This window comes from Microbacterium sp. 2216-1, from assembly GCF_046507855.1.
Taxonomy (GTDB): Bacteria; Actinomycetota; Actinomycetes; order Actinomycetales; family Microbacteriaceae; genus Microbacterium; species Microbacterium esteraromaticum_C.
Genome location: NZ_JBKFTM010000001.1, coordinates 689,530 through 713,419, shown reverse-complemented (window position 1 = coordinate 713,419; position 23,890 = coordinate 689,530). Strand labels below are relative to the sequence as shown.

Sequence of the window (23,890 nt, the reverse complement as noted above, 5' to 3'; positions counted from 1 at the left end):
CGTCACTTAACCTGGAAGGATGCTTCGACGCCTCATCGCGCGGGTGTACTGGACGTTCTCGCGCTGGACGTTGAGCACGCAGCCCGCACCCACTCGTCCCACGGTGCTGATCGGCGCCCCGCACACCTCGAACTGGGACTTCGTGCTCATGCTCGCCATCGCCTGGCGACTGGGCATCGAGGTGCACTGGCTGGGCAAGAAGAGCCTGTTCCGCGGCTGGCGCGGCCCTGTGATGCGGGCGCTCGGCGGCATCGCTGTCGACCGCGACGACCCGAGCCGCATCGTCGGCGATGTGGTCGCGCAGGCGCACGCCGGCGAGGTGTTCGGACTGGTGGTCACTCCCGACGGTACGCGGAGCGGGCACACCCACTGGAAGTCTGGTTTCTACCGGATCGCCCGCGAGACCGGGATGCCCGTGACCCTGGGCTACGTCGACCGCACGACGATGACCACCGGGTTGGGCCCCACAATCGACCTCACCGGAGATGTCGCGGGCGATATGGACCGCATCCGCGCGTTCTACGCCGACAAGTCGGGACTGCGCCCGGAGCACCGGGTCGAGCCCCGACTCCGCGACGAACCGCGCTCACGCTGAGCTCAGCAGGTCAGTCCCAGTCGAGGTACTCCTCGATGACGACCGCCGTCTCAATGGGGTGGGTCGCCGGGAAGTAGTGATCGGCGCCGGGAATCGTGGTGACGCTCGCGCGCTCGGGGGCCGTGGCGCGCAGCGCCTCGGCATTGGCGGCCGGGGTGACGTCGTCCTGCTCGGCCTGGATGATGAGCACGGGGATGCCGGATGCCAGCGCGATCGGCTCATCCTCGACGCCGAGCATGAGCAGGCCGTTGACCCGGTCGGTGTGGTCGGCTGCGAAGACACGGGCGATCGTGCTGCCGTGTCCGTGACCGCCGATCCACGTGTCGTCGATGCCGAGGTGGTCGAGCACGGCGAGGGCATCCGCCGCACGCTCCTGCACGGTCACGCCTTCTGCCTGGGCACGGGACCCCACGCGCACGACGCGGAAGCCGGCCTCTTCGGCGAGGTAGTGCGAGATCACGCCGAGACCGTCGGCTTCGAGCTCACGGTTGGTGACCAGCACCAGAGTGACGGGCCCCTCACCCTCGTCGATGAACGGCACGGCGCGGCCGTCGGGCTCGAAGGTGGTCTTCTCTGTCACAGTGGTGCTCTTTCTGTGGAACCGGATCTCGACGCGTGTAGCGCCCCCATCACCGTATGCAACGACGGTACTCGCCGACAAGTTCGGCAGAATCTGCATGCCCGGTCAGGCCGGTGAGAGCACCTGCGCGAGCATCACGAGGATGCCCGAGGGACCACGCAGGTAAACGAGCCGGTACATGTCCTGGTAGTTGGCGACGCCGCGAAGCGGGTGGCATCCGTGGCGCGCAGCGACCTTCAGTGCCTCGTCGAGGTCATCGACCGAGAACGCGACGCGGTGCATGCCGATGTCGTTCGGATTCGTCGGCGTCGTCTCGATCGCTTCCGGGTGGATGTACTCGATGAGTTCGAGCTGCCCCTGCCCGTCCGGCGTCTGCAGCATCGCGATCCGTGCGTGGTTGCCGTCCAGACCGGTGACGACCTCAGACCACTCCCCGCTGACGGTGTCTCGACCGACCACGTGCAGACCCAAGTCGGTGAAGAAGGCGATCGTGGCCTCGATGTCGCGCACGGTGATTCCGACGTTCTCCAGCGTGATGCCCATGCGGGCCAGCGTAGCGGCGGAGCGGTGCTCAGGCCATGGTCAGCCGCAGAGCGGCTCGAGCGAGGACTTCACCTGCTCGATCGCCCGAATCGCCTCTGGTGCGTTCGGGTCGGCCACATCGGCGAGGCGGTCGGCGTTGGTTCGGATGACGTCGCCGACCTGGCCACCGATGTCATCAGCGACGCCTTCGAGGGTGATGACGAGACCGTCCCGCGCTGCCGCAAGGTCTTCCGCAGTCGCATCACCCTGCGCGAGCAGTCCCTCGTACTGTGCATACATGTCGTCGACCGACTGGCAGACCTGCTCGACATCGACGCCGAGGGCCTCGCCGGTGAGCTGCGCGATCGACGAGCACCCGGTGAGTGCGCCGATCGCGAGCACTCCGACGGCAAGAACGGGGACCCGGGCGATTCGACGCATGCCTCAAGGGTAGTCGGCTCGGGGTGCGCTCGGCCTGAGCGACCGCCCCCAGCAGACATTGGAAGAGCATAGGGTTAAGAGCATGCTCCCTCATGAGCCGCGCATGATGTGCCGCTCTTTCACCCCCACCGCGCAGGGCCGGTCAGTACTCGACCGCACCCGGCGGATTGCGACGGTTCAATAGCCCGACTCACGGCCAACGCCGACGACCGTTGCAGGCTCGCGCACGACGCGCGTCGACGTTGGTTGCGCCCCCATACCCGCGCGCGAGCAGAGAAAGAAAGACAGGAACAATGGACGAATTCCTCGGTGGAAGCGAAACAGGTCTGGTCATCGACTGGACGCAGATGCCCACCTACAACACGATCATGTCGCTCGCCGCAGGTGCCGGCCTGCTGCTGCTCGTGCTGCTCGGGCGGACGCTGCACCGCGACAAGCAGTTCAAGGCGGAAGGCTGGGCGCTCAGCGCCGGCGTGCTCGGTGGAATCCTCACCCTCACCGGCGCTCACATGACGTTGACCTGGCCGTTCGCGAAGTACTTCCCCTTCGACAACATCGTCTTCGGTGAGACCAGCCTGGGCCTCGGTGTGCTGCTGCTCGCCGCGGCGCTGTACCTGTGGAAGCGCGGCGACCAGATCGTCGCCGCCGAAGATCGCCCCGCTGAGGTCGCAGCTGTTGCCAAGCCCCTCGGCATCTTCATCTTCGGTCTCGGTCTCGCCCTGTTCGGCATTGCCGCAGCGGGTGTGTACTTCCAGCTGTTCGCCGCCCCCGCGGATGAGCCCATCTCTGGCATGTTCGCGGAGTGGCCGATCGTTGAGGCGATCTTCATGTCGGGCCTGTTCGCCCTCGTCGGCGTCGGCGCCGTGCTCTTCCCGTTCGCGCTGAACTCGTTCACCGCGACCAAGCCGCTGACCAAGATCGCGAAGTGGATGGGCGGAGTCTGGGCCGTCTCCGGTGCCGCGTTCCTGCTTTTCGGTGCGATGAACTTCTACACCCACATCGGCCTGATCGTGAACACGATGCAGTAACACCGCCGTTGCCCTACTGCTTGGCCTGCCGTTCTCCGGGACGGCAGGCCGAGTGGTTGTATTGACCTTGCCGCAACGGCAACCTTTAGCGTCGGTCGCATGACCATCACCATGATCGACAGCGCGCCGATGATGCGCCAGGCGCTGACAGCAGCATCCGACCTTCGAGCCGACCTCGTACGAGAGATGTGGGCGCCGATGGCGGGTATGTACCATTTCGTCCCCGGCGGCGTCGACCTCGCCACCGTCCACCGGCAAGGCTTCGGTTTTGATTGGGACTCCCCCACCGAGGCCGCGCAGGACGGGCTCGCTCGACTCGTCGAAGCGGATGCCTGGAACCGCATCCGCACCGCACTCGACACCGGCGCGGCGGCGCTGAAAGCAGCGAACCCCGCTCACGAGGTGCCCGACATGACGGTGCTGCTCGTGCTGGGTGACCACACACATGAGCACTTCATGAACGAGGTGAAGGGCCTCTCGGCCTTCGGCGGCATCAGCGGCTACATCACTCTCACCCTCTGGCCGACGCCGGAGGTGATGGACCGCCTGGAGGCCATCGTCATCCACGAGTTGCACCACAACGTGCGCTACTCCCCCGGCGGAGTGATCTGGGACCCGCTGACCGTGACGGTGGGCGAGCAGGTGATCTCGGAGGGGCTCGCAGATCTGTTCGCCGCCGAGCTCTACGGCGAGCGCGGATTCACTCATTTCGTCAGCGATCGCGTGCGCGGCGATGATGACGTGCTGGCGAAGGTCGCGTCGGGTCTCAGCGTGACCGGAATGCAGAACTTCGCCTCGTGGGTGCACGGGGATGCCACCGCGCGGCTCTTCGGCGCGGAACCGGTCGGCCTGCCCACGGGGGCCGGCTATGCGGCGGGGGCGCGCCTGGTGCGGGCGTACCTCGACGCGGCCGGAACGACGGCCGCCGCGAGCATCTTCACACCCGCCGCCGAGATCGTCGATGTCGCCATGCGGCGTCTCGGTCTGGCGCACGCTCTGCGAGACTGACGAGCACAGCGCAAGGCAGGAGGCGGCCGGTGGAGTGGACAGTGAACGAGTTGGCGCAGCGCGCCGGCATCAGTGGTCGCACGTTGCGTCACTACCACCAGATCGATCTGCTCACCCCGGACCGCATCGGCTCGAACGGATACCGCTACTACGGGCCGCATGCGGTCGCGCGCCTGCAGCGCATCCTGATGCTGAGGGAGACCGGGATGCCCCTGGCCGACATCGCGGCCACACTGGCAGCATCCGCTGGGCCCGAGGCAGAAGTCGCCGCGCTCGAGTCGCACCTCGCGCAGCTCTCGCGGGAGCGGGAGAGTCTCGACCGGCGCATTCGCGCGGTCGAGCACACCGTGCACATGCGCCGAGAGGGCCGCGAGCCGCGCATGGATGTGATGCTCGAGGGGTTCAACGACCGCTACGAGCATGAGGTCGTCGAGCGGTGGGGACGCGATGCGTTCGAGGTGTCGAACCAGTGGTGGCATAAAAAGTCACTACGTCAGCAACGCGAGTGGAAGGCACGCAGCGAGGCGCTGCTGGCCAGGTGGCGTGAGCTTCACGAAGCGGGGCTCGCCACCGACTCCCCCGCCGCGCAGGCGCACGCGGTCTCGCACGTGGACTGGCTGTCGGAGATCCCCGGAACGCCGACGCACGAGGGCGATGCCGCGAGGTCGGCCGAGATGATCCTCGGCCTCGCGGATCAGTACGAGACGCACCCCGACTTCCATGCCGCGTTCGGTTCGGAGAACGCGGCACACTTCGCCGCGGATGCGCTGCGACGGCACGTCGCGAACGCACTACGCTGATCGGATGCCAGCACAGCAGCGCCCAGTCGGCACCCGCCTGACCCGCACCGAGCGCCAGCTCATGGAGTTGCTGTGCTCGGGCACGGATGCGCAATCAGCAATCGCCCGCGAGCAGCTGATGCAGGCGCAGTGGGGCGGGTACCCCCACGCCGAGTGCGAGTGCTTTCTGCTGACCTTCGAAGGCAAGGCCGGCCTCGCGCCGATCGACCACGACGGCGGCCCGTTCGCCATGGTCGAGGTCTCAGCACACAGCGAGACGCTCGGGTTCATCGAGCTCTGGGTCGTCGACGGCTACCTGCACTCCGTCGACTACATGCCGTTCGGCGATGACCACGTGCAGATTCCGACGCGCGAGACGCACGAGCTGACGTTCGCCGGGCGGGGGTAGGTTCACTCTGCGTATGCGCCAGGAGCGCGCACGTAGCGCCCGATGCCGTCAGCACGACCCACAAAGCGAAATGAGCGCCGCTCGACCATCGCAACCGACGCCACGTTTGCCGGGTCAATGTGCGCCTCCACATCAAGAGCACCAAAGAGCTCACGCACGACCAGGAGACCGGCGTCTAACATGACACCGGCAAGGCCTTGCCCCCACCTCGCAGGCGCGAGCCAGTACCCAATCTCAACGGTGTCCTCGCGTCGCGACGCAACGAAGAGACCCGCCCGCTCGCCCTCCGTCTCGGCAACATGCCAGCGCACAGCGCCCGGCTCTGAAGCTGGGAGGCCGCGAAGCGCGAGGTCGATTCGCGAGTCGATTTGCTCGGCAGACCAGGGAGACCCATCACCCACGAACTTCACGACGCGTTCATCCGTCGCCAACGAGGCGAAGAACTCACGGTCACCGATCTCGAAAGAGCGCAAGGTAACCACGGGGCGATTGCGCGTGGCCGGTGGGCGAGAGATGGATTCGGAGGAGCGCATGGCACGATGCTACCGATGCCCCCGGCCGGCAAGAACCGACCCTGCAGGTCGAGAGACGCCGTCGGCTCAGCCTCCGTCATGAAGCCACAGATGTACGGCTATTCATCGCCGCCCAGCAGCGGCCACGGCTCGTATGACACATCGGCGAAGTCAGCGACCTCCGCCTGCAGACGCTTCGCGATGGCTGCGCCATCCTGTCGCCACCTCTCGCGCACCGCATCATCCTTCCAACCGCCGAACGGATCGAAGTTCGCGTCCCAATGGGCGTTCCACTCAGCCATGTCGCGCGTCAGGTCCTCCGACAACCCATACATGTCCGGTGTGGTGGTGTAGCCGACATCCCAGGTGGGCGTCGACTTCTCCCAGAGCGGCCAATCGCGGCCGTAGTCAGGGAACAGGCGAATCGCTCGCCGAGCTGGGGAACACCATCCATGCGAGGGAGCCTACAAGCTGCGTTTCGTCACTTCGACTCGCTTCGCTCGCTCAGTACACCGCTCGCTCCGCTCGCTCAACGACCGGGCACGTCACACGTTGAAGCGGAACTCCACCGGGTCACGTCACCGTTAGCGGTGTCAGCGACCGCTCGCACGAGGCGACTCTTGCCACGACGCGCTACACGCGTGACATCAGAGATAGGCACCTGCAGAGCACCCCAACGTCAATGGCCTACGCCTTGGTCGCGTACACGCGGAAACGCCGCTGCGTGACCTTGATGGGGCGATCTTCGTCCAGCGCCACCAACTTGGCCTCGTGGTCAGATACGGAGAAGTTCGGTGCATCCCAAGGTGTCAAAGCAAGATAGGTGATCAGGGCTGTCACATTCTCGAACTCCATCGTGCCGTGCCAGTCGTCCACGACGTCGACGCGCAGCCCCGCCGCCTCTATGTCGTTGACAAAACGACGCGAAGTCACGTGCGGATACTCAAATGGCTCGTCAAACCACTCGTGGATCTCCTCCGCATCGCGACCGTCGACCTGCTGCGTCAACAGCCGACCGCCAGGGGCGAGCACCCGTGAAATCTCCTGCGGATCAATCGACTCATGACGCGACATCACGAGGTCAAGGCTGCTGTCGGCAAGTGGCATGCGCGCGTCGTGCTCCGAGTCGTATCTGACGACCGTGATGCCCCTCGGGGCGAGAGCTTGTTGCGCTACTGCGACGTTCGACTCCCAGCCCTCCGTGGCGATGATGCTCTTGCCCGCGATGCCATCCGTGCCCACGAGATCCAACAGCCTCTCGCCGCCACCCGTTCCAAGATCCACGATCTGCCGCGCACGAACCATCGCGGAGCGACAGTCCCGTTCGAAGTCCCACCACGGTTCGTCCGCGATCAGCTGTCCGTCGAGAGTCGAGAAGTCCCAACCGACCATGGTCGACTCTTCATACGCACGTCGCCACTCATCGATCATGAGACCAGCATAGGCAGGCGTTTCGTCTTGCCTGCGGCTCGCTCAACGACTGGGGTGGGTCACACGTTGAAGCGGAACTCCACCACGTCGCCGTCCTGCATGACGTAGTCCTTGCCCTCAAGACGGGCCTTGCCCTTGGCGCGGGCCTCGGCGACGGAGCCGGTCTCGACGAGGTCGTCGAACGAGATGACCTCGGCCTTGATGAAGCCCTTCTCGAAGTCGGTGTGGATCACGCCTGCGGCCTGCGGCGCCTTGGCCCCCTGAGGGATCGTCCAGGCGCGCGACTCCTTCGGCCCGGCCGTCAGGTAGGTCTGCAGCCCCAGGGTCGCGAAGCCGATGCGTGCGAGCTGGTCGAGACCCGACTCGGTCTGCCCGGTCGCTTCGAGCAGCTCGGCAGCGTCCTCGGGATCGAGGTCGATGAGCTCCGACTCGATCTTCGCGTCGAGGAAGACGGCCTTGGCGGGCGCGACGAGAGCTTCGAGTTCGCCCTTCTTGGCATCGTCGGTCAGCACCGACTCATCGACGTTGAAAACGTAGATGTACGGTTTGGCGGTGAGCAGGCCCAGCTCGCGCACGGGCGCCAGATCGATACCCGAGGTCGACAGCAGCTGACCGCGCTCAAGCGCATCCTTCGCCGCGAGCGCCGCGTCGAGCACCGAGCCGTCGATCGTCTTGCGCTTGACCTCCTTCTCGAAACGAGGCAGCGCCTTCTCGATCGTCTGCAGGTCGGCGAGCATCAGCTCGGCGTTGATGGTCTCCAGGTCGTTCTGCGGGTTCACCGCACCGTCGACGTGCACCACGTCGTCGTCGACGAAGCCGCGCACGACCTGCGCGATGGCGTCGGCCTCGCGGATGTTCGCCAGGAACTGGTTGCCCAGTCCTTCTCCCTCGCTCGCTCCGCGCACGATGCCGGCGATGTCGACAAACGACACCGTCGCCGGCAGGATGCGCTCGCTACCGAAGATGCCGGCCAGCGTCTGCAGACGCGGGTCGGGCAGGTTGACCACACCGACGTTCGGCTCGATCGTCGCGAACGGGTAGTTCGCCGCGAGCACGTCGTTCTTGGTCAGCGCGTTGAAGAGGGTGGACTTGCCGACGTTGGGCAGACCGACGATTCCGATAGTAAGAGCCACGGGAGCCAAGTCTACCGGGGGCCGTTGCCGTCCATACCGCGGCCGAGCAGGAAGCCGCCTTCCGAGAACAGGACGGTTCACGAGAACAGGACGGTTTCGTCAGAACGGTCCTGTTCTCGTCGAAGCGCCTGTTCTCGAACAGCGGATGCCCTCCGCACACCGGATGCCCGCATGCCGCCGTCACGACCGGATCACCCGCCGCGGCGGCGCGCCTGATCGGATGCGACAGACTCCGCACCGAGACTTGTTGCGTGCCACTGGATTTCACTGCGATCGACTTCGAGACCGCGAACTCCAGCCCTGCCTCGGCCTGCTCCGTGGGTCTGGTGCGTGTGCGCGGCGGAGCGGTCGTCGCCCAGACCGGCTGGCTGATCCGCCCCGCCGTCGGACATGACGAGTTCAATGAGTGGAACATCAAGATCCACGGCATCCACCCGCACGACGTCGCAGGCGCCGACACGTGGGCCCAGCAACTCGACCGCCTGTGCGGTTTCGCCGGTGACGACGTGCTCGTGGCTCACAACGCCGGGTTCGACGTGAAGGTGCTGCGACGTTCTTCGGAAGTCGCGGGCTTCGACGCTCCCCCGTACCGCTCGCTGTGCTCGCTCGCCGTCGCACGCAAGACCTACGATCTCGACTCGTACCGCCTGCCTGTCGCGGCGGCCGCCGCCGGGTTCGGCGACTTCGACCACCACGACGCTCTGGCCGACGCGCGTGCGTGCGCGCAGATCGTCATCGACGCCGCCCGCCGTGCCGCGGTGCACGACGTGGATGCCCTCGGCTCGGCACTCGGCGTGAAACTCACCTCCGCACCTCAGCCCGCCCAGCGCGCAGTCGCCTGATCCCGCCGCCATCGGCGAGAATGGTGCGATGACGAGCGGACTGAGCCCAGAGGTCATCGACGGCACCTTCGACCTGGCCCGCCAAGGGCGAACCGGCCCACTGGGCGAGATGATCGACGCCGGTGTGCCCATCGACGTGCGCAACGCCAAGCAGGACACGCTCTTGATCGTCGCGACGTACGCCGAGCAGGCCGAGACGGTTGCCGATCTGGTCGCCCGCGGCGCCGACCTCGACGCCGTCAACGCGAACGGGCAGACCGCCGTCGCGTGCGCGGTCTTCCGCCGCAACGAATCACTGCTGCGGATGCTGCTCGATGCCGGAGCCGATCAGGTCGCCGGAGCGCACACGGCAAAACAGGTCGCCGACCAGTTCGGACTGACCGGTATGCGCGCGGTACTCGACTCGTACTAGGGCGTAGCTTCTGCCGAGAACGCGTAGATCACGCGCCGCCGGGCACCCACGACAACAGCGCGATCACGACACCAGAGGTCACGACGAACGCTCCGATCATCCACCAGGAGCTCAGCTCGTGCCCCTCGTCACGGCGCACGCGGAAGAGAACGTCAGCCCGGCGGGCGGGGTCGACCTTCGGCTGCGTGGCGACGACCGTCTGCTGGGCGAGCGCCGCCGCGATCTGCTCGTCGGTCACGCGCAGGATGCGTCCCGTCTTGGTCGTGATCTGCTGCACGCGACTCGGCTGCTCAGACTGCTCGTTCGTCGACATCCCGAGCTCTCCTGTTCTGGCTTCGCCGGTGCACTGCGGGCATCGGTCGTACCCATTGTGCCAGGATGCCCTGGGAATCGGGGGATCTGCCGTCAGAGCCACTTCGAGACGAGGTGGTCCGAGACGATGCGACGCAGCGTTCCGGATGCGCTGCGCAGCACGACGCTCTCGGTGTAGAGGTAGTTGCCCTCACGGCGCACACCGCGCACGAGCTGCCCGTCTGTGACACCCGTGGCGACGAAGATCGTGTTGTTGCCCTGCACGAGATCGTCGGCCTCGTAGACCTTGTCGACGTCGAGCCCCGCGTCGATGCCGCGCTGGCGCTCCTCGTCGTCGCGTGGCCAGAGCACGCCCTGGATGTGACCGCCCAGCGCCTTGATGGCGCACGCGGTGACGATGCCTTCGGGGCTGCCGCCGATGCCGACGCACATGTCGGTTCGTGCGTCATGCCGGGCGGCGTTGATGCCCCCGGCGACGTCGCCGTCGCTCATCAGGCGGGTACCGGCGCCCGCCTCGCGGATCTCGTTGATGAGCTTCTCGTGGCGAGGACGGTTCAGCACCGAGACGACCATCTCGTCGACGGGCTTGTCGAGCGCCTTCGCCAGCCGGCGGATGTTCTCGCCGATGGGCAGGCGGATGTCGACCACGCCCACTCCGGCGGGTCCGGTGACGAGCTTGTCCATGTAGAACACGCTGGAGGCATCGAGCATCGAGCCGCGGTCAGAGACAGCGAGCACCGAGAGGGCGTTCTGGCGCCCGGCTGCGGTGAGCGAGGTGCCATCGATCGGATCGACGGCGATGTCGCACTCCGGCCCACGCCCCCTGCCGACTTCCTCGCCGTTGAACAGCATCGGGGCGTCGTCCTTCTCACCCTCACCGATCACGACGCGGCCCTGGAAGTCGACGGTGCCCAGGAAGGCGCGCATGGCGTCGACGGCGGCGCCGTCGGCGGCCTCTTTGTCACCGCGGCCGATGAACGGAACGGCCCGGATCGCCGCCGCCTCGGTCGCCCGGACGAGCTCAAGAGCGAGGTTGCGGTCGGGGCGAAGAGGGCTGAGATCGGCTGTAAGGCTCACCATGCGGTCAGCATAGCCAGCGGATGCGACGAAACCGGCGACTTTTCGCGATTTCCACATGAAGGATTCACGGTTCTTAACGCGGGAGCAGGAATGTGACCCGAGCGCGCGCAACAGCGGAAAGATCTCTCGTGCGCGCGGCTACAGTTGAGGCTGACCCCCGCCCTTCAGAAGCAGGAGATTTCATGCCCATCGCCACTCCGGAACAGTACGCAGAGATGCTCGACCGAGCGAAGGCGGGCGGGTTCGCATACCCCGCCTTCAACGTCTCCAGCTCGCAGACGATCAACTCTGTTCTTCAGGGTCTGACCGAGGCCGGCTCGGACGGCATCATCCAGGTCACGACCGGTGGCGCCGACTACTTCGCCGGCCACACCGTCAAGGCCCGCTCGACCGGCGCACTCGCCTTCGCGCGCTACGCGACCGAGGTCGCCAAGAATTACCCCGTCACCGTGGCACTGCACACCGACCACTGCCCGAAGGATGCACTGGCCGGCTTCGTCGAGCCGCTCATTGCAGCCTCCGAAGAAGAGGTCAAGGCGGGACGCAACCCGATCTTCCAGTCGCACATGTGGGACGGCTCGGCTGTGCCGCTCGACGAGAACATCGCCATCGCCAAGGAGCTCCTCCCCCGCATGAAGGCGATCAACGCCATCCTCGAGGTCGAGATCGGCGTCGTCGGCGGCGAAGAGGACGGCGTCGCCCACGAGGGCTCCAACGACGCGCTCTACACGACGTTCGCCGACGTCGACCAGGCCATCCAGGCACTGGGCCTCGGCGAACAGGGTCGCTACATCGCCGCGCTCACCTTCGGCAACGTGCACGGCGTGTACAAGCCGGGTGGCGTCAAGCTGCGCCCCGAGCTGCTGGGCGAGATCCAGGCCGAGGTCGCCGCGAAGTACAACACCGGCGCCAAGCCGCTCGACCTGGTCTTCCACGGCGGGTCCGGCTCGACCGACGAAGAGATCGCCCTCGCGGTCGCCAACGGCGTGATCAAGATGAACATCGACACCGACACCCAGTACGCATACACGCGTGCGATCGCCGACTACATGTTCAAGAACTACGACGGCGTGCTCAAGGTCGATGGCGAGGTCGGCAACAAGAAGCAGTACGACCCGCGCGCCTGGGGCAAGATCGCCGAGACCGCCATGGCGGCTCGCGTGGTCGAGTCGACCAAGCAGCTCGGCTCGTACGGCCAGTCCAAGAGCTGACACATCCCACCACAGCGAAGCGCCGTCGGATCCCCGGCGGCGCTTCGTCGTCAGAAGTCAGTCGCGCATCGCTCCGTCGATCGGCTGGAACACCTGCGGCTGCTCGTCGAGGTCGACCTCGACGGTGTCGACGTCTGCGTCTCCGCGCAGGCGAGAGACAGCATCCGAGAACTGCTTCTCGAGAGCCGCGGCCGCGGCGTCGGCGTCGCCCGCGGCGAGCGCGTCGAGCAGCACCGTGTACGTCGGTGACACCGAACGGCGCACGGAGTAACCGTCGGCGACGCTGAAGCTCATGATGCGGGTCTGCATCACCAACGCGGCCATCGCGCGGGTCATCCGCTCGCTGCCCGCCGCATCGACGAGCACCTGGTGGAACTCCAGATCGGCGTCGCCGATCGCGCGGGCATCCTCTCCGTCACTGACCGCGACGAGGTCGTCGAAGGCCTTGCGGATGCGTTGCAGTGCCCCCGCGTTGCCGGCGCGCGCGACGCGCCGCGCGGCCTGTGCTTCGATCGCCAGACGCATCTCATAGACGTCGGCGATCTGATCCCCCTCGATCACCGCGACGCTCATCCCGCGCCCCGGAATCGCAACGAGGATGCCCTCCTGCACCAGCCGCTGTGCGGCCTCACGCAACGGGCTGCGGCTCACTCCCAGCTGCGCGGCGATCTCGACCTCACCCAGTGAGGCGCCGACCGCGAGCGCGCCCGAGAAGATCGCCTTGCGCAACTCGATCGCGATGAGGTCAACGGTCGACAGCCGCGACACGCGCGGCACTGCGGCCCGGCCGACGGAGCGGGGCAGGTCTCGGGGCATATGGGTCTCCTCATCCACAGAACGCGGTGCGCGCGGTCTCTCATTCTCGCGCGTTCAACGGTGTTTTCCTCGCAGACTCCGCGACGATCTCCATGTCGGATTGTCGACAATCTGCACGTCTGATTGTACGTTGATCGACAGTTTCCCGTATCGTGTTCCGCGGTCGCCGCCCACTCCGGCGCGACAGACAGCCACACAGAGGAGCATGATGAGCAAGCGCACGACCCGAACCGCACTCGCCACCCTGGGTGTACTCACACTCGCCCTCGCCGGTTGCGCATCCGGCGACAACGGCTCTGCCGGCGGCGATGGCGGCGGAGACGCCCAGACCACGCTCGAGAAGGCGCAGGAGTCCGGCACCATCACGCTGGCCGTCGCATCCGAGCGCCCCTACTCGTGGGTCGAGGGCGGCGAGCCCACCGGGGCGACGATCGCGCTGCACAAGCAGATCTTCAGCAACCTCGGCATCGACGACATCAAGGTCGAAGAAGTCGAGTGGAACTCGCTGATCCCGGGTCTCAACGCCGGTCGCTGGGATGTCATCAGCGCGGGAATGTCGATCCTGCCCGACCGCTGCGAGCAGGCCGCGTTCAGCGATCCCGAGATCATGTACACCACCACCCTGGCCGTGCCGACCGGCAACCCCGAATCGCTCAGCGATCTCGGCTCGGTCGCCGACAGCGGTGACGTCACGCTCGCCGTGCAGTCCGGTGCGATCGAAGAGGGCTACGCCGACGCCCTGGGCATCAGTGATGTGATCAAGGTCGACAGCGCCGCCGCCGGCCTCGAGGCGGTGCAGTACGGCCGCGCGGATGCTTTCGCACTGACCGCCGTGTCGCTGAACTGGATGACCCAGGACAACGCCGACCTCGAGACCACCGGCGCTTTCGTGCAAGAGCTCGACGGTGTCGCGCAGGTCGGCGCAGGGTCAACCGTGTTCCGTCAGGACGACAGTGATCTGCTCGCGGCCTACAACGAGGAACTCGCGAAGATCACCGGCGACGAGCAGGCCTACCTCGACCTGGTCGAGCCGTTCGGGTTCACAGCCGAGAACCTGCCGCCGGCAGACCTGACCACCGCGCAGTTGTGCGCAGGCGAGCTCGGCTGACCGCCCCGCACCTCACGTGACCGATAATCTCGAGGCGCTCCAGCGGGCGCTGCCCTACCTGCTCGATGGGTTGTTGATCACCCTTCAGCTCACGGTGGGCGGCGCCCTGCTGGCGTTCGCCATAGCCATCTCACTCGGGCTACTCGCCCGCTTCGACAACATCCTCGTCCGCGGCTTCGCACGCACGGTGATCGAAGTGTTCCGCGGCACCTCACTGCTGGTGCAGTTGTTCTTCTTCTTCTTCGTCCTCCCGCTGCCCCCGTTCAATCTCGAGCTTCCGCCCGTCCTCGTCGGCATCCTCGGGCTCGGGCTGAACTACGGCGCCTACGGTGCCGAAGTCGTGCGCGGATCGATCAACGCGGTGCCGCGCGGACAGTGGGAGGCCACGACCGCACTCAGCCTGTCGCGCACGCAGCGCATGTGGCGGGTGGTCTTTCCCCAGGCATGGGCGCTGATGATCCCCTCGCTCACCAACCTGCTGATCCAGTTGCTGAAGGGCACCGCCGTCGTGTACCTGATCACGATCGTCGACTTCACGGCCGAACTCAACAAGCTGCGTATCGACACCGACGTGTTCTTCGCCTACTCCCTGGGACTCGTCGTCTACTTCGTGATCGCCTACCTGCTCACCCTCGCCATGAACGCAATCGAGGCGCGGGCCAAGCACCGCCTGGGTCAGGGCACACGGCTGCGTGAGGCCGTTGCCGCACCCACCGTCGATGCAGAGGGGAACACGCCATGAACGAACGAGCCATCTGGGACTGGGACCACGCCCTGGCTGCCCTGCCCGACATGCTGTGGGCCTTCCTCACCGTCACGCTCGTGGTGACCGTACTCGGTAGCATCATCGCCGCTGTCCTCGGTCTGATCATCGCCCTGGCGAGAAGGAGCGCGCCCCGCCCGGTCGCCGCCGTGCTGACGTTCGTGATGAACTTCATCCGGATGACACCTTTGGTCGTGCAGCTGCTCTTCGCGAACTACGCGTTCGTCGCCATGCCGCCACTCGCGCTCGGCGTGATCATCTTCGGCATCCACTACGCCACCTACATGGCCGAGGTGTACCGTGCCGGAATCGACGCGGTACCTCGCGGCCAGTGGGAGGCCGCCACCGCGCTGTCGATGTCGCGTCGCCGCACCTGGACAGCGGTGGTGTTCCCGCAGGCGCTGCGCTCGACGCTTCCCGCGCTCGGCAATTACGTCATCTCGATGTTCAAGGAGACCCCCTTCCTCGCGGTCATCACCGTGACCGACATGGTGCGCGCCGCCCAGCTCTACGGCGGCCAGAACTTCCGGTTCATCGAAGCCATCATCATGGCGGGGATCCTGTTCCTCGTCGCCAGCTACCCGACATCGCTGCTCGTCGGACGATTGGAGAAGCGTCTTGCCTACTCGAACTGATACTCACACCGGCGCGATCACGCTGGACAACGGCGAGGTGCCCGCCATCCGATTCGACAAGGTCGAGAAGCGCTTCGGTGACCACATCGTGCTACACGACCTCGACTTCACCGTGCGCAAGGGTGACCGCGTCACGCTCATCGGCCCCAGTGGCTCGGGCAAGACGACGATTCTGCGCCTGGTGATGACTCTCGAAGAGGCCAACGCGGGCTACATCCTCATCGATGGCAAGCCGCTCACGCATGTCGAGCGCGACGGCAAGCGCGTCGAACTCAAAGAGAAGCATCGCAACGAGATGCGCAAACGCATCGGCATGGTCTTCCAGCAGTTCAACCTGTTCCCGAACATGACCGTGCTCGAGAACATCATCGAAGCACCGGTGCACGTGCTGAAGACGCCGAAGACCAAGGCTGTGGCACGAGCACATGAGCTGCTCGAGATGGTCGGCCTGCCCGATAAGGCGGATGCCCACCCGACCCAGCTCTCCGGCGGACAGCAGCAGCGTGTCGCAATCGCTCGCGCGCTGGCGATGGAACCCGAGATCCTCTTGCTCGACGAGGTCACCAGCGCCCTCGACCCCGAGGTGGTCGGTGAAGTGCTGAACATCCTGCGCGACGTCGCCCGCAACACCGACGTGACAATGCTGATCGTCACCCACGAAATGCAGTTCGCCCGCGATGTATCGAACCGGGTGATGATGTTCGACGGCGGACGCATCGTCGAAGAGGGATCGCCCGAGAAGATCTTCACCGACCCGCAGGAGCAGCGCACGAAGGACTTCCTCGCCGCTGTACTGTAGGCGCGGCCGCGCGCTCCACGCATCGTGCCCGCCCGGAATCACCGGGCGGGCACGATGCTGTCTACGGACAGAGCGTCAGCGGGGTGCGGTCAGCGGCGGCGGCGCAGCCGCACGACCCAGATGGCGAGGTCTGCGATCGCATCGATGATCAGAAGGATGCCCATTCCGCGACCGATACGCGACCGCGTCCGCGTGAAAGCCACACCGGCGGTGAGCTCGGCGACGGCGATCGAGATGCCGACCAGCGGGCGCTTGCGCACGAACCGCGAGAAACGGGCGACCGGTCGATCGCGGCGTGTCAGCGCCGTCGTCTCGCCCATGCCCGCGACGAAGAAGTCCACCAGCGTGCGTCCCCACCCACGGGCGACGAACCGCCGCCCCGTCGTCTGCTCGCCCAGGCCGGCCTCGATCAGCGCGACGGGCACGTCGAAGGCCGCGACGAAGGCACGCAGCCGCTCATCTGCGCCGACCACACCGCCGAGAACCTCGGGCAGGCACGCCCGACGAGCGGCGTCGAGGTCGATCGCGGCGCCCATGCCGAGTTCGATCAGCTCATCGCCGATGCCATCAGCCTCCGTCAGCATGCGACGGTACACCTCGGCGCTCTCGGGCACCTCGATCGCGTCGATGTCGAGCACGGGGCGAGTGTGCTGCTCGGCGTTCGGCCACACCATCGCGGTCGCTCCGTTCGGCGCGGTCACCTCGACCCACGCCTCGCCGTACTCGGGCCGGTTGACCTCGATCACCGGCAGATCGGCGCGTCCGTTGGTGAGTGCGACGTGCGGCTGACCGGTGCGGTAGTCGTACATCGACCACGTTCCCGCTTCGAGGTAGTCGACCTCGGTGCCCAGCAGCTGCGCGGTGGCACGCGCCGCCCAGGGGCCGCGGCGTGAGAACTCCGCGACCCGCACCGGCTCGGGCTGGAACAGGTCGTCGTCATCATCATCGTCGTCATCGTCGTCGTCCGGCATTCCAAAGCCGGCAAGGTCATCGGGTGAGACCGCCGAGTCGTCGAGCTCTTCGAACGCCGCGCCGAACTGCTCGTCGAGCTCGGCATCGACCTCTTCGAACTCCTCCTCATCGCCGTACGCGAGGTGCAGGATGAGACCCGCGGCCTCGAACAGCTCGATCAGCCGGTGGGCCGAGAGGTCGAAGTGCAACCGCCCGTTGTCATCGAGAGCAACGATGTCGTCCTGCTCGGTGACCGGGATCAGCAGCACCGTCTCGTCGCCGTCGAACTCACGTCGTGCGGCGAGCACCCGTTCATCGCGCAGGATGCGCTCCGCCGCGACCGTCGGATCGTCGCCGTCGGGAGATTCGACCGATGCGTAGGTGATCTGGAACGCGGTCTGCTCAGCTGCCATGGCTCGAGGCTACCGGTTCAGAACACCTCGCCCGGCGCTATCCGGCGGGTGGCGTCAGCAGGCTCTGCGTGAACGCCGGATCGCCCATCATCGGCACCGAGACGCAGAACGAAACCACGAGCATCGTGGCCACGGCACCGACCAGCGGAACCCACCATGCCATGCGCCCGCGCTTGAGCAGACGGAACGAGAACCAGGCCGTGGCGAGGTACCCGGCCAGCATCACGAGCACCGAGATCACACCCCAGGTACGCGCCGCCGCGAAGTTCGAGAACTCGCCGTCGATGCCGAGCATCTGCAGCGAGAGGTTGAGCGTCGTCGCCAGGTCGACGAACCCGGGGATCGACGTGAGCACGTTGACCAGGCCGAGCGCCAGCAGCGCGATCGTGATCAGACGGTTCATCGGTCCTGCGGGCGTCCGAGCGTCCACCGACTGCGATGCCGGAGCGACGTCGGCAGAAACAGCCTGCGCCGCGGGCGGCGCGATCACCGGCGCGGATGCGGCAGCATCCGCCTCCAACGGTGGCAACCCTGCCCGCGCGCGCTGCTCTTCGGGAGTCGCGTACTCGCCGTACTGCGGCCGGTCCGTACTCATGCGCGAGCCGCTCGGCCGCCGAGAGCGCGATCGTCGCGCTTGCCGTTGAGATCCTGACGCAACTCCTTGGGCAGCGAGAACATGAGGTCCTCCTCGGCCGTGCGCACCTCTTCGACGTCGACGTAGCCGGCCTCACTGAGCGCCTCGAGCACTTCGCCGACAAGCACCTCGGGCACCGAGGCCCCGCTGGTGACCCCGACGGTATTGACACCGTCGAGCCACGCCTGGTCGACCTCATCGGCATAGTCGACTCGGTAGGCGGCCTTGGCGCCGTACTCCAGCGCCACCTCGACCAGGCGCACGCTGTTGGACGAGTTCGCCGAACCGACCACGATCACCAGATCGGCGTCCTTGGCGACCTTCTTGATCGCCACCTGACGGTTCTGCGTGGCATAGCAGATGTCATCCGACGGCGGGTTGTGCAGTTCGGGGAAACGCGTGCGCAGCCGATTGACGGTCTCCATCGTCTCGTCGACCGACAACGTGGTCTGCGACAGCCAGACCACCTTCGACGGGTCCTTCACCTCGACGGTGTCGGCCTCTTCAGGCGAGTTGACGATCGTGACCCGCTCAGGCGCGTGACCGGCGGTACCCTCGACCTCTTCGTGACCATCGTGACCGATCAGCAGGATCTCGAAGTCGTCGCGCGCGAAGCGCACGGCCTCGCGGTGCACCTTGGTCACCAGCGGGCACGTCGCGTCGATCGCGTGCAGGCCACGATCGGATGCCGCCCCGACGACGGCCGGTGAGACACCGTGCGCGCTGAAGACGATGTGCGCTCCCTCGGGCACCTCGTCGACCTCTTCGACGAAGATCGCGCCCTTCTGCTCGAGCTCGGTGACGACGTGGATGTTGTGCACGATCTGCTTGCGCACGTATACCGGCGCACCATAACGCTCGAGGGCCTTCTCGACGGCGACGACCGCGCGGTCCACACCGGCGCAATAGCCGCGCGGAGCGGCCAGCAGCACCCGCTTCTCACCGTCGACAGGACGGTTCTCGAGGCGCTCGCGCGGGGTCGTGCGGCGGCGTCCGGGGATCTGCGGCATGGGAAGCGAGATGGCGGGTGTACTCACGCCGCCAGTCTACCGAGCGTGCCTGTCCGAGGGCCGGGAGCGACAGCTCTGGGTGCCCGGCCCGTCGGTGGCATCCGGAACAATGGACGCATGACCGTCTTCGAAGCCGCCACCGTGCCCGGCGAGCCGCCGCCCGCCGACTCGGTCGCGCCCCGCGATTCGACCGCGGACGCCCCGACATCGGTCGCGCGGCTCAACGGCACCATCCGCGACTTCATCGCGCGCTGGAACACGGTGTGGGTCGAGGGTGAGATCACCTCGTGGAACCAGCGCGGCGGCAACGTGTTCGCGCGGCTCAAGGACGTGCGCTCCGACGCGCACATCTCGATCCGGGTGTGGTCGAGCGTGCGCGCCCGGATTCCGGGCGACCTGGCGGTCGGCGACCATGTCGTCGCTGCTGTGAAGGCCGACTACTTCGTCAAGGGCGGCGATTTCAGCTTCATCGTCTCGGCGATGAAGCACGTCGGTCTCGGTGATCAACTCGAGCGCCTCGAGAAGCTGCGCGCCCAGTTGCGCCAAGAGGGTCTGTTCGACGCCGGTCGCAAGCGCCCGCTGCCGTTCCTGCCGCATTGCATCGGGCTGATCACGGGCGAGAAGTCGGATGCTGAGAAGGACGTGCATCGCAATGCCGAGTTGCGCTGGCCGCACGTGCGGTTCCGCACCGAGCACGTCGCGGTGCAGGGTGATCGGAGCGTGCCCGAAGTGCTCGCGGCGCTGCAACGTCTGGATGCCGATCCCGAGGTCGATGTGATCATCATCGCCCGCGGTGGCGGCGACCCGCAGACTCTGCTGGGCTTCAGCGATGAACGTCTGATCCGCGCGGTGGCAGCGGCATCCACACCCGTGGTGAGCGCGATCGGCCACGAGAACGACCATCCCCTGCTCGACGACGTCGCCGACCTGCGCGCGTCGACCCCGACGGATGCCGCCAAGCGCGTCGTGCCCGACGTCGGCGAGCAGCGCGCGATCGTCGCGCAGTTGCGCGCACGCGCAACGACCCGCCTTACGCAGCGGATCGCGCACGATATCGCCCAGCTCGAACAGCTGCGATCGCGCCCCGTGCTGCGCTCGCCCGACCCGATCATCGAGCAGCGCGCGCAAGACGTCTGGCTGCTCGTGTCGCGCGGCCGCGACACCGTGGGACGCGGAGTGGATGCCGCGCAGCGGGCGACCGCCGAGTTGCGGGCGTCCCTGCGGGCGCTGTCGCCGGCGGCGACGCTGGCCCGCGGCTACGCGATCGTGCAGCAGACCGACGGACGCATCGTCTCGGATGCTGCCGATGCGCCCACCGGAACGGAATTGACGGTGACGGTCGAGCACGGTGCGCTGCGCGCCCGCTCCGAAGGCGCCCTCAGCGAAGACGGATAGGATGAGACGTGTGACCGCGCCCAACGACTCCCCCGTCGAATCGCTGTCGTTCGAGGCCGCGCGCGACGAGCTCGTGCGCGTTGTCGCCGAACTCGAACAGGGTTCCCCCACGCTCGAACACTCCCTCGCCCTCTGGGAACGCGGTGAGGCCCTCGCCGCCCGCTGCGAGGAGTGGCTGGTCGGCGCGAAGCGCCGCCTCGATGCGGCCCGCGAGTCAGCATCCGACGGAGACGACGAATGAGCAAAGAGCGACCGATCGTCGCGGGCATCAACCGCGCCGAGACTCCGCAGGAGACCGCCGACCGCAAGGCAGAGGCAAGCCGTGTCTACCGCTCCAGCCAGACGTTCCGCAACCTGATCGCGGCCCTCATCGTCACCGTCGGCGTCGTGGCGATCGTTGTCTTCGGTGTGCCCCGCGGTGAGCCGACGCCGAAGCCCGAGATCGATGTCGCCGCCATCGCCGCCGACGTCGAGACCAACATGCAGCGCCCGGCGATCGTTCCTGACGTCGACGAGTTCTGGCGTGTGAACGCGGCCGAACTCGGCGGCGGAGCCGTGCCGGTGTGGAACGTCACGCTCGCACCCGCGGCCGACGACGAGCGCGGCTTCGTCCGCGTCGCACAGGCGTTCGGCGCCGATGTCTCGTGGGCACCCCAGGTGCTCGGGGGCCGTGCTGCCGACGACACCACGACCATCGACGGTCGCGAATGGGACGTCTTCAATCTCGGCGAGAGCGGTGACGCCAACATCTCGTACGCGATCGGCACCCAGGCCGGCCCCGATTATGTGCTGCTGTACGGCTCGCGCTCGGCGGAGTCGACCGCGGAGCTCGCCGAATCGCTCAGCACGCAGCTGGACGCACTGGAGGAAGCCGAATGACCACGAAGCTCACGCCCGCACAGGCCTGGCAGGAGATGCGCGACGGCAACCGGCGCTTCGTCGCCGGTGAGCCTGCGCACCCCCACCAGGACGTCAACAAGCGCCATGAGCTCGCCGACGGACAGGCTCCGATCGCGACGCTGTTCGGATGCTCGGACTCGCGCCTCGCTGCCGAGATCATCTTCGACAAGGGTCTGGGCGACCTGTTCGTCGTACGCAACGCCGGCCAGGTGATCGGCGAGTCGATCGTCGCCAGCCTGGAGTACGCCGTGGGGATCCTGGGTGTTCCGCTGATCGTCGTGCTGGCGCATGACTCCTGCGGCGCTGTGCGCGCGGCCATCGACGGTACGGCGATCGACGCCGCCCCGCTCCCCGCGGGCATCTGGAAGCTCATCGCCCCGATCGTGCCCGCAGCCCGCAAGGTGCTCGCTGAGACCGGCGGCACCACTCCCGCCGACATCGACGCCGAACTCGTCGGCCGCGAGCACCTGCGCAACACCGTCGCAGACCTGCTGCACTCGTCCGAGCTGATCAGCAACGCCGTCGCCGAGGGCCGTCTCGGAATCGTCGGCGCCAACTACCGGCTGGCCGAGGGCACCGCAGTACCCGCAGTAACCGTAGGCATCGACACCGAGGGGAACGACCCCGCGTCCAAGGAGGAATCGGAATGACCGGCACGCAGCAGCACAGCGGCGACAGCTCGCAGGGCTACCGCATCGAGCACGACACCATGGGCGAGGTGCGTGTGCCCCTCAACGCGCTCTACAGCGCACAGACCCAGCGTGCCGTCGAGAACTTCCCGATCTCGGGCACGGGCCTGGAGTCGACGCAGATCGCCGCGCTCGCCCGCATCAAGAAGGCCGCGGCTCTCGCCAACAAGGAGCTCGGCACGCTCGACGGCGCCATCGCCGACGCGATCGCACAGGCAGCCGACGAGGTCGCCACCGGAAAGCACGACGGCGAGTTCCCCGTCGACACCTACCAGACCGGTTCTGGCACGTCGTCGAACATGAACATGAACGAGGTGCTGGCGAACCTGGCCACCAGCATCCTGGGTGCCACCGTGCACCCGAACGACCACGTCAACGCGTCGCAGTCGTCGAACGACGTCTTCCCGACGTCGGTGCACATCGCCGTCACGCAGGCGCTGATCGACACCCTGATCCCGTCGCTCGATCACCTCGCCGTCGCCCTCGAAGCGAAGGCCGACCTGTGGAAGGACGTCGTCAAGGCCGGTCGCACCCACCTCATGGACGCGACGCCCGTGACCCTCGGCCAGGAGTTCGGCGGCTACGCCCGTCAGCTGCGCCTGGGCATCGAGCGCGTGCAGTCGGCTCTCCCCCGCGTCGCCGAGGTTCCGCTCGGTGGCACCGCGGTCGGCACCGGCATCAACACGCCGCTCGGCTTCCCGCAGAAGGTCATCGAGCTGCTCGCAGCCGACACCGAGCTGCCGATCACCGAGGCGAAGGACCACTTCGAGGCGCAGGCGAACCGCGACGGTCTCGTCGAGGCTTCGGGCGCTCTGCGCACCATCGCCGTCTCGCTGACCAAGATCAACAACGACCTGCGCTGGATGGGCTCCGGCCCCAACACCGGTCTCGGTGAGCTGCACATCCCCGACCTGCAGCCCGGCTCGTCGATCATGCCCGGCAAGGTCAACCCCGTCGTTCCCGAGGCCGTGCTGATGGTCTGCGCCCGCGTGATCGGCAACGACGCGACCGTGGCCTGGGCCGGTGCTTCCGGCTCGTTCGAGCTGAACGTCGCGATCCCGGTGATGGGCACCTCGCTGCTGGAGTCGATCCGTCTGCTCTCGAACGCCGTGCGCGTTCTGGCCGACAAGACCGTCGACGGCCTGCAGGCCAACGTCGAGCGCGCCGCCGCTTTCGCGGGCATGAGCCCGTCGATCGTCACGCCGCTGAACAAGGTCATCGGCTACGAGGCTGCCGCGAAGATCGCGAAGCACTCCGTCGCCAAGGGCATCACCGTGCGCGAGGCCGTCATCGAGCTCGGCTACGTCGAGCGCGGCGAGATCACTGAAGAGGTGCTCGACCAGAAGCTCGACCTGCTGAGCATGACGCACGCCGGCTGATATCTGTTGATCGGGGCGCCTGCGCGTTTCTGATTCCGGAGGCCGACACGCCAGATGTCGGACCGAACATGCGGTTCGGTCCGACAGGTGGTGTGTCGGCCCC

General features: G+C 66.9%; 31 protein-coding genes. 17 read left to right on the top strand and 14 right to left on the bottom strand.

Annotated elements, in window-relative coordinates:
- Nucleotides 1-19 precede the first annotated feature (19 nt).
- A complete protein-coding gene (locus ACLD0U_RS03255; protein ID WP_410339815.1) occupies nt 20-595 on the top strand; it encodes a 1-acyl-sn-glycerol-3-phosphate acyltransferase in 576 nt (191 codons plus the stop codon).
- A 10-nt stretch (nt 596-605) separates the two neighbouring features.
- On the opposite strand, the gene ACLD0U_RS03250 is transcribed toward ACLD0U_RS03255, so the two are convergent.
- The 3 genes from ACLD0U_RS03250 to ACLD0U_RS03240 form a co-directional block, all read right to left on the bottom strand.
- Entirely contained in the window at nt 606-1,175 is a 570-nt protein-coding gene (locus ACLD0U_RS03250; RefSeq protein ID WP_347401110.1) for an alpha/beta hydrolase, read from the bottom strand.
- A 105-nt stretch (nt 1,176-1,280) separates the two neighbouring features.
- A complete protein-coding gene (locus ACLD0U_RS03245) occupies nt 1,281-1,718 on the bottom strand; it encodes a VOC family protein (protein WP_410339814.1) in 438 nt (145 codons plus the stop codon).
- 39 nt (nt 1,719-1,757) lie between these two features.
- Nucleotides 1,758-2,138: a hypothetical protein gene (locus ACLD0U_RS03240; protein WP_410339813.1), complete on the bottom strand. Its 381-nt coding sequence runs from the start codon at nt 2,136-2,138 to the stop codon at nt 1,758-1,760.
- Nucleotides 2,139-2,431: 293 nt separating this feature from the next.
- Between ACLD0U_RS03240 and ACLD0U_RS03235 the strand changes: the two genes are divergently transcribed.
- The 4 genes from ACLD0U_RS03235 (at nt 2,432) to ACLD0U_RS03220 (ending at nt 5,362) form a co-directional block, all read left to right on the top strand.
- The gene (locus tag ACLD0U_RS03235; RefSeq protein WP_242519408.1) at nt 2,432-3,166 is read left to right on the top strand and encodes a DUF981 family protein; all 735 of its coding nucleotides are present in this window, start codon (nt 2,432-2,434) and stop codon (nt 3,164-3,166) included.
- A 99-nt stretch (nt 3,167-3,265) separates the two neighbouring features.
- Nucleotides 3,266-4,174, top strand: coding sequence for a DUF2268 domain-containing protein (locus ACLD0U_RS03230; protein WP_410339812.1), 909 nt, complete (start codon nt 3,266-3,268; stop codon nt 4,172-4,174).
- 29 nt (nt 4,175-4,203) lie between these two features.
- A complete protein-coding gene (locus ACLD0U_RS03225; protein WP_410339811.1) occupies nt 4,204-4,974 on the top strand; it encodes a MerR family transcriptional regulator in 771 nt (256 codons plus the stop codon).
- Nucleotides 4,975-4,978: 4 nt separating this feature from the next.
- Nucleotides 4,979-5,362, top strand: coding sequence for a helix-turn-helix domain-containing protein (locus ACLD0U_RS03220; protein WP_179411386.1), 384 nt, complete (start codon nt 4,979-4,981; stop codon nt 5,360-5,362).
- A gap of 2 nt (nt 5,363-5,364) precedes the next feature.
- On the opposite strand, the gene ACLD0U_RS03215 is transcribed toward ACLD0U_RS03220, so the two are convergent.
- The 4 genes from ACLD0U_RS03215 to ychF all read right to left on the bottom strand — a co-directional run bounded on the left by ACLD0U_RS03215 (nt 5,365) and on the right by ychF (nt 8,438).
- A complete protein-coding gene (locus tag ACLD0U_RS03215; RefSeq protein WP_410339810.1) occupies nt 5,365-5,895 on the bottom strand; it encodes a GNAT family N-acetyltransferase in 531 nt (176 codons plus the stop codon).
- 98 nt (nt 5,896-5,993) lie between these two features.
- A complete protein-coding gene (locus tag ACLD0U_RS03210) occupies nt 5,994-6,176 on the bottom strand; it encodes a hypothetical protein (protein ID WP_410339809.1) in 183 nt (60 codons plus the stop codon).
- 385 nt (nt 6,177-6,561) lie between these two features.
- On the bottom strand, nt 6,562-7,305 hold the full coding sequence (locus ACLD0U_RS03205; protein WP_410339808.1) for a class I SAM-dependent methyltransferase: 744 nt from the start codon (nt 7,303-7,305) through the stop codon (nt 6,562-6,564).
- A 59-nt stretch (nt 7,306-7,364) separates the two neighbouring features.
- Nucleotides 7,365-8,438: a redox-regulated ATPase YchF gene (ychF, locus tag ACLD0U_RS03200; RefSeq protein ID WP_179411395.1), complete on the bottom strand. Its 1,074-nt coding sequence runs from the start codon at nt 8,436-8,438 to the stop codon at nt 7,365-7,367.
- 251 nt (nt 8,439-8,689) lie between these two features.
- On the opposite strand from ychF, the gene ACLD0U_RS03195 reads away from it, so the two are divergent.
- Both ACLD0U_RS03195 and ACLD0U_RS03190 read left to right on the top strand, forming a co-directional pair.
- Nucleotides 8,690-9,280 carry a 3'-5' exonuclease gene (locus ACLD0U_RS03195; protein WP_410339807.1) on the top strand — a complete coding sequence of 197 codons (591 nt, stop codon included), beginning with the start codon at nt 8,690-8,692 and terminating at the stop codon, nt 9,278-9,280.
- Nucleotides 9,281-9,308: 28 nt separating this feature from the next.
- Entirely contained in the window at nt 9,309-9,692 is a 384-nt protein-coding gene (locus tag ACLD0U_RS03190) for an ankyrin repeat domain-containing protein (RefSeq protein WP_410339806.1), read from the top strand.
- Between the two features lie 28 nt (nt 9,693-9,720).
- Here ACLD0U_RS03190 and ACLD0U_RS03185 read toward each other — a convergent pair whose 3' ends face one another.
- On the bottom strand, nt 9,721-10,005 hold the full coding sequence (locus ACLD0U_RS03185; protein ID WP_410339805.1) for a hypothetical protein: 285 nt from the start codon (nt 10,003-10,005) through the stop codon (nt 9,721-9,723).
- Between the two features lie 92 nt (nt 10,006-10,097).
- A complete protein-coding gene (glpX, locus tag ACLD0U_RS03180) occupies nt 10,098-11,084 on the bottom strand; it encodes a class II fructose-bisphosphatase (protein WP_179411399.1) in 987 nt (328 codons plus the stop codon).
- 182 nt (nt 11,085-11,266) lie between these two features.
- Here glpX and fbaA point away from each other — a divergent pair, with 182 nt between their 5' ends.
- On the top strand, nt 11,267-12,295 hold the full coding sequence (fbaA, locus tag ACLD0U_RS03175; protein WP_179411400.1) for a class II fructose-bisphosphate aldolase: 1,029 nt from the start codon (nt 11,267-11,269) through the stop codon (nt 12,293-12,295).
- A gap of 57 nt (nt 12,296-12,352) precedes the next feature.
- Here fbaA and ACLD0U_RS03170 read toward each other — a convergent pair whose 3' ends face one another.
- The gene (locus ACLD0U_RS03170) at nt 12,353-13,111 is read right to left on the bottom strand and encodes a GntR family transcriptional regulator (RefSeq protein WP_206550217.1); all 759 of its coding nucleotides are present in this window, start codon (nt 13,109-13,111) and stop codon (nt 12,353-12,355) included.
- A 208-nt stretch (nt 13,112-13,319) separates the two neighbouring features.
- Here ACLD0U_RS03170 and ACLD0U_RS03165 point away from each other — a divergent pair, with 208 nt between their 5' ends.
- Nucleotides 13,320-14,219 (top strand): transporter substrate-binding domain-containing protein, encoded by a 900-nt coding sequence (locus ACLD0U_RS03165; protein ID WP_410339804.1) that lies wholly within the window; start codon nt 13,320-13,322, stop codon nt 14,217-14,219.
- Nucleotides 14,220-14,235: 16 nt separating this feature from the next.
- Nucleotides 14,236-14,961: an ectoine/hydroxyectoine ABC transporter permease subunit EhuC gene (gene ehuC, locus ACLD0U_RS03160; RefSeq protein ID WP_410339803.1), complete on the top strand. Its 726-nt coding sequence runs from the start codon at nt 14,236-14,238 to the stop codon at nt 14,959-14,961.
- Here ehuC and ACLD0U_RS03155 read toward each other — a convergent pair.
- Entirely contained in the window at nt 14,846-15,091 is a 246-nt protein-coding gene (locus tag ACLD0U_RS03155; RefSeq protein ID WP_410340265.1) for a hypothetical protein, read from the bottom strand. The two genes, ehuC and ACLD0U_RS03155, sit on opposite strands and share 116 nt — an antisense overlap.
- Here ACLD0U_RS03155 and ehuD point away from each other — a divergent pair.
- Both ehuD and ehuA read left to right on the top strand, forming a co-directional pair.
- On the top strand, nt 15,012-15,617 hold the full coding sequence (gene ehuD, locus ACLD0U_RS03150) for an ectoine/hydroxyectoine ABC transporter permease subunit EhuD (RefSeq protein ID WP_410340264.1): 606 nt from the start codon (nt 15,012-15,014) through the stop codon (nt 15,615-15,617). The genes ACLD0U_RS03155 and ehuD overlap by 80 nt on opposite strands.
- Nucleotides 15,601-16,416 carry an ectoine/hydroxyectoine ABC transporter ATP-binding protein EhuA gene (ehuA, locus tag ACLD0U_RS03145; protein WP_410339802.1) on the top strand — a complete coding sequence of 272 codons (816 nt, stop codon included), beginning with the start codon at nt 15,601-15,603 and terminating at the stop codon, nt 16,414-16,416. Before ehuD ends, ehuA begins: the two co-directional genes overlap by 17 nt.
- Before the next feature lie 89 nt (nt 16,417-16,505).
- On the opposite strand, the gene ACLD0U_RS03140 is transcribed toward ehuA, so the two are convergent.
- The 3 genes from ACLD0U_RS03140 to ACLD0U_RS03130 are packed head-to-tail and all read right to left on the bottom strand — an operon-like array spanning nt 16,506 to nt 19,424.
- Complete coding sequence (locus ACLD0U_RS03140; RefSeq protein WP_410339801.1) at nt 16,506-17,780, bottom strand: hypothetical protein; 1,275 nt, start codon at nt 17,778-17,780, stop codon at nt 16,506-16,508.
- A 37-nt stretch (nt 17,781-17,817) separates the two neighbouring features.
- A complete protein-coding gene (locus tag ACLD0U_RS03135) occupies nt 17,818-18,375 on the bottom strand; it encodes a DUF6264 family protein (RefSeq protein ID WP_179411406.1) in 558 nt (185 codons plus the stop codon).
- Nucleotides 18,372-19,424: a 4-hydroxy-3-methylbut-2-enyl diphosphate reductase gene (locus tag ACLD0U_RS03130; RefSeq protein ID WP_206821692.1), complete on the bottom strand. Its 1,053-nt coding sequence runs from the start codon at nt 19,422-19,424 to the stop codon at nt 18,372-18,374. Before ACLD0U_RS03130 ends, ACLD0U_RS03135 begins: the two co-directional genes overlap by 4 nt.
- Nucleotides 19,425-19,541: 117 nt before the next feature.
- Here ACLD0U_RS03130 and xseA point away from each other — a divergent pair, with 117 nt between their 5' ends.
- The 5 genes from xseA to ACLD0U_RS03105 are packed head-to-tail and all read left to right on the top strand — an operon-like array spanning nt 19,542 to nt 23,787.
- A complete protein-coding gene (gene xseA, locus ACLD0U_RS03125; RefSeq protein WP_410339800.1) occupies nt 19,542-20,819 on the top strand; it encodes an exodeoxyribonuclease VII large subunit in 1,278 nt (425 codons plus the stop codon).
- Between the two features lies 1 nt (nt 20,820).
- Nucleotides 20,821-21,060, top strand: coding sequence for an exodeoxyribonuclease VII small subunit (locus ACLD0U_RS03120; RefSeq protein WP_179411408.1), 240 nt, complete (start codon nt 20,821-20,823; stop codon nt 21,058-21,060).
- On the top strand, nt 21,057-21,698 hold the full coding sequence (locus tag ACLD0U_RS03115; protein WP_179411409.1) for a DUF4245 family protein: 642 nt from the start codon (nt 21,057-21,059) through the stop codon (nt 21,696-21,698). Before ACLD0U_RS03120 ends, ACLD0U_RS03115 begins: the two co-directional genes overlap by 4 nt.
- Nucleotides 21,695-22,369, top strand: coding sequence for a carbonic anhydrase (locus ACLD0U_RS03110; RefSeq protein WP_179411410.1), 675 nt, complete (start codon nt 21,695-21,697; stop codon nt 22,367-22,369). The genes ACLD0U_RS03115 and ACLD0U_RS03110 overlap by 4 nt, the downstream gene beginning before the upstream one ends.
- Nucleotides 22,366-23,787 carry a class II fumarate hydratase gene (locus ACLD0U_RS03105; protein WP_410339799.1) on the top strand — a complete coding sequence of 474 codons (1,422 nt, stop codon included), beginning with the start codon at nt 22,366-22,368 and terminating at the stop codon, nt 23,785-23,787. Before ACLD0U_RS03110 ends, ACLD0U_RS03105 begins: the two co-directional genes overlap by 4 nt.
- Nucleotides 23,788-23,890 lie beyond the last annotated feature (103 nt).

Coding starts and splice junctions, on each gene's coding strand:
- ACLD0U_RS03240 (WP_410339813.1), bottom strand. CDS start 2,138: ATGCGTCGAATCGCCCGGGTCCCCGTTCTTGCCGTCGGAGTGCTCGCG.
- ACLD0U_RS03105 (WP_410339799.1), top strand. CDS start 22,366: ATGACCGGCACGCAGCAGCACAGCGGCGACAGCTCGCAGGGCTACCGC.
- xseA (WP_410339800.1), top strand. CDS start 19,542: ATGACCGTCTTCGAAGCCGCCACCGTGCCCGGCGAGCCGCCGCCCGCC.
- glpX (WP_179411399.1), bottom strand. CDS start 11,084: ATGGTGAGCCTTACAGCCGATCTCAGCCCTCTTCGCCCCGACCGCAAC.
- ACLD0U_RS03140 (WP_410339801.1), bottom strand. CDS start 17,780: ATGGCAGCTGAGCAGACCGCGTTCCAGATCACCTACGCATCGGTCGAA.
- ACLD0U_RS03115 (WP_179411409.1), top strand. CDS start 21,057: ATGAGCAAAGAGCGACCGATCGTCGCGGGCATCAACCGCGCCGAGACT.
- ACLD0U_RS03220 (WP_179411386.1), top strand. CDS start 4,979: ATGCCAGCACAGCAGCGCCCAGTCGGCACCCGCCTGACCCGCACCGAG.
- ACLD0U_RS03130 (WP_206821692.1), bottom strand. CDS start 19,424: ATGCCGCAGATCCCCGGACGCCGCCGCACGACCCCGCGCGAGCGCCTC.
- ACLD0U_RS03235 (WP_242519408.1), top strand. CDS start 2,432: ATGGACGAATTCCTCGGTGGAAGCGAAACAGGTCTGGTCATCGACTGG.
- ACLD0U_RS03135 (WP_179411406.1), bottom strand. CDS start 18,375: ATGAGTACGGACCGGCCGCAGTACGGCGAGTACGCGACTCCCGAAGAG.
- ACLD0U_RS03205 (WP_410339808.1), bottom strand. CDS start 7,305: ATGATCGATGAGTGGCGACGTGCGTATGAAGAGTCGACCATGGTCGGT.
- ACLD0U_RS03170 (WP_206550217.1), bottom strand. CDS start 13,111: ATGCCCCGAGACCTGCCCCGCTCCGTCGGCCGGGCCGCAGTGCCGCGC.
- ACLD0U_RS03190 (WP_410339806.1), top strand. CDS start 9,309: ATGACGAGCGGACTGAGCCCAGAGGTCATCGACGGCACCTTCGACCTG.
- ACLD0U_RS03165 (WP_410339804.1), top strand. CDS start 13,320: ATGAGCAAGCGCACGACCCGAACCGCACTCGCCACCCTGGGTGTACTC.
- ACLD0U_RS03245 (WP_410339814.1), bottom strand. CDS start 1,718: ATGGGCATCACGCTGGAGAACGTCGGAATCACCGTGCGCGACATCGAG.
- ACLD0U_RS03120 (WP_179411408.1), top strand. CDS start 20,821: ATGAGACGTGTGACCGCGCCCAACGACTCCCCCGTCGAATCGCTGTCG.
- ehuD (WP_410340264.1), top strand. CDS start 15,012: ATGCTGTGGGCCTTCCTCACCGTCACGCTCGTGGTGACCGTACTCGGT.
- ACLD0U_RS03110 (WP_179411410.1), top strand. CDS start 21,695: ATGACCACGAAGCTCACGCCCGCACAGGCCTGGCAGGAGATGCGCGAC.
- ACLD0U_RS03155 (WP_410340265.1), bottom strand. CDS start 15,091: ATGATCAGACCGAGGACAGCGGCGATGATGCTACCGAGTACGGTCACC.
- ACLD0U_RS03255 (WP_410339815.1), top strand. CDS start 20: ATGCTTCGACGCCTCATCGCGCGGGTGTACTGGACGTTCTCGCGCTGG.
- ACLD0U_RS03230 (WP_410339812.1), top strand. CDS start 3,266: ATGACCATCACCATGATCGACAGCGCGCCGATGATGCGCCAGGCGCTG.
- fbaA (WP_179411400.1), top strand. CDS start 11,267: ATGCCCATCGCCACTCCGGAACAGTACGCAGAGATGCTCGACCGAGCG.
- ACLD0U_RS03185 (WP_410339805.1), bottom strand. CDS start 10,005: ATGTCGACGAACGAGCAGTCTGAGCAGCCGAGTCGCGTGCAGCAGATC.
- ACLD0U_RS03210 (WP_410339809.1), bottom strand. CDS start 6,176: ATGGCTGAGTGGAACGCCCATTGGGACGCGAACTTCGATCCGTTCGGC.
- ACLD0U_RS03215 (WP_410339810.1), bottom strand. CDS start 5,895: ATGCGCTCCTCCGAATCCATCTCTCGCCCACCGGCCACGCGCAATCGC.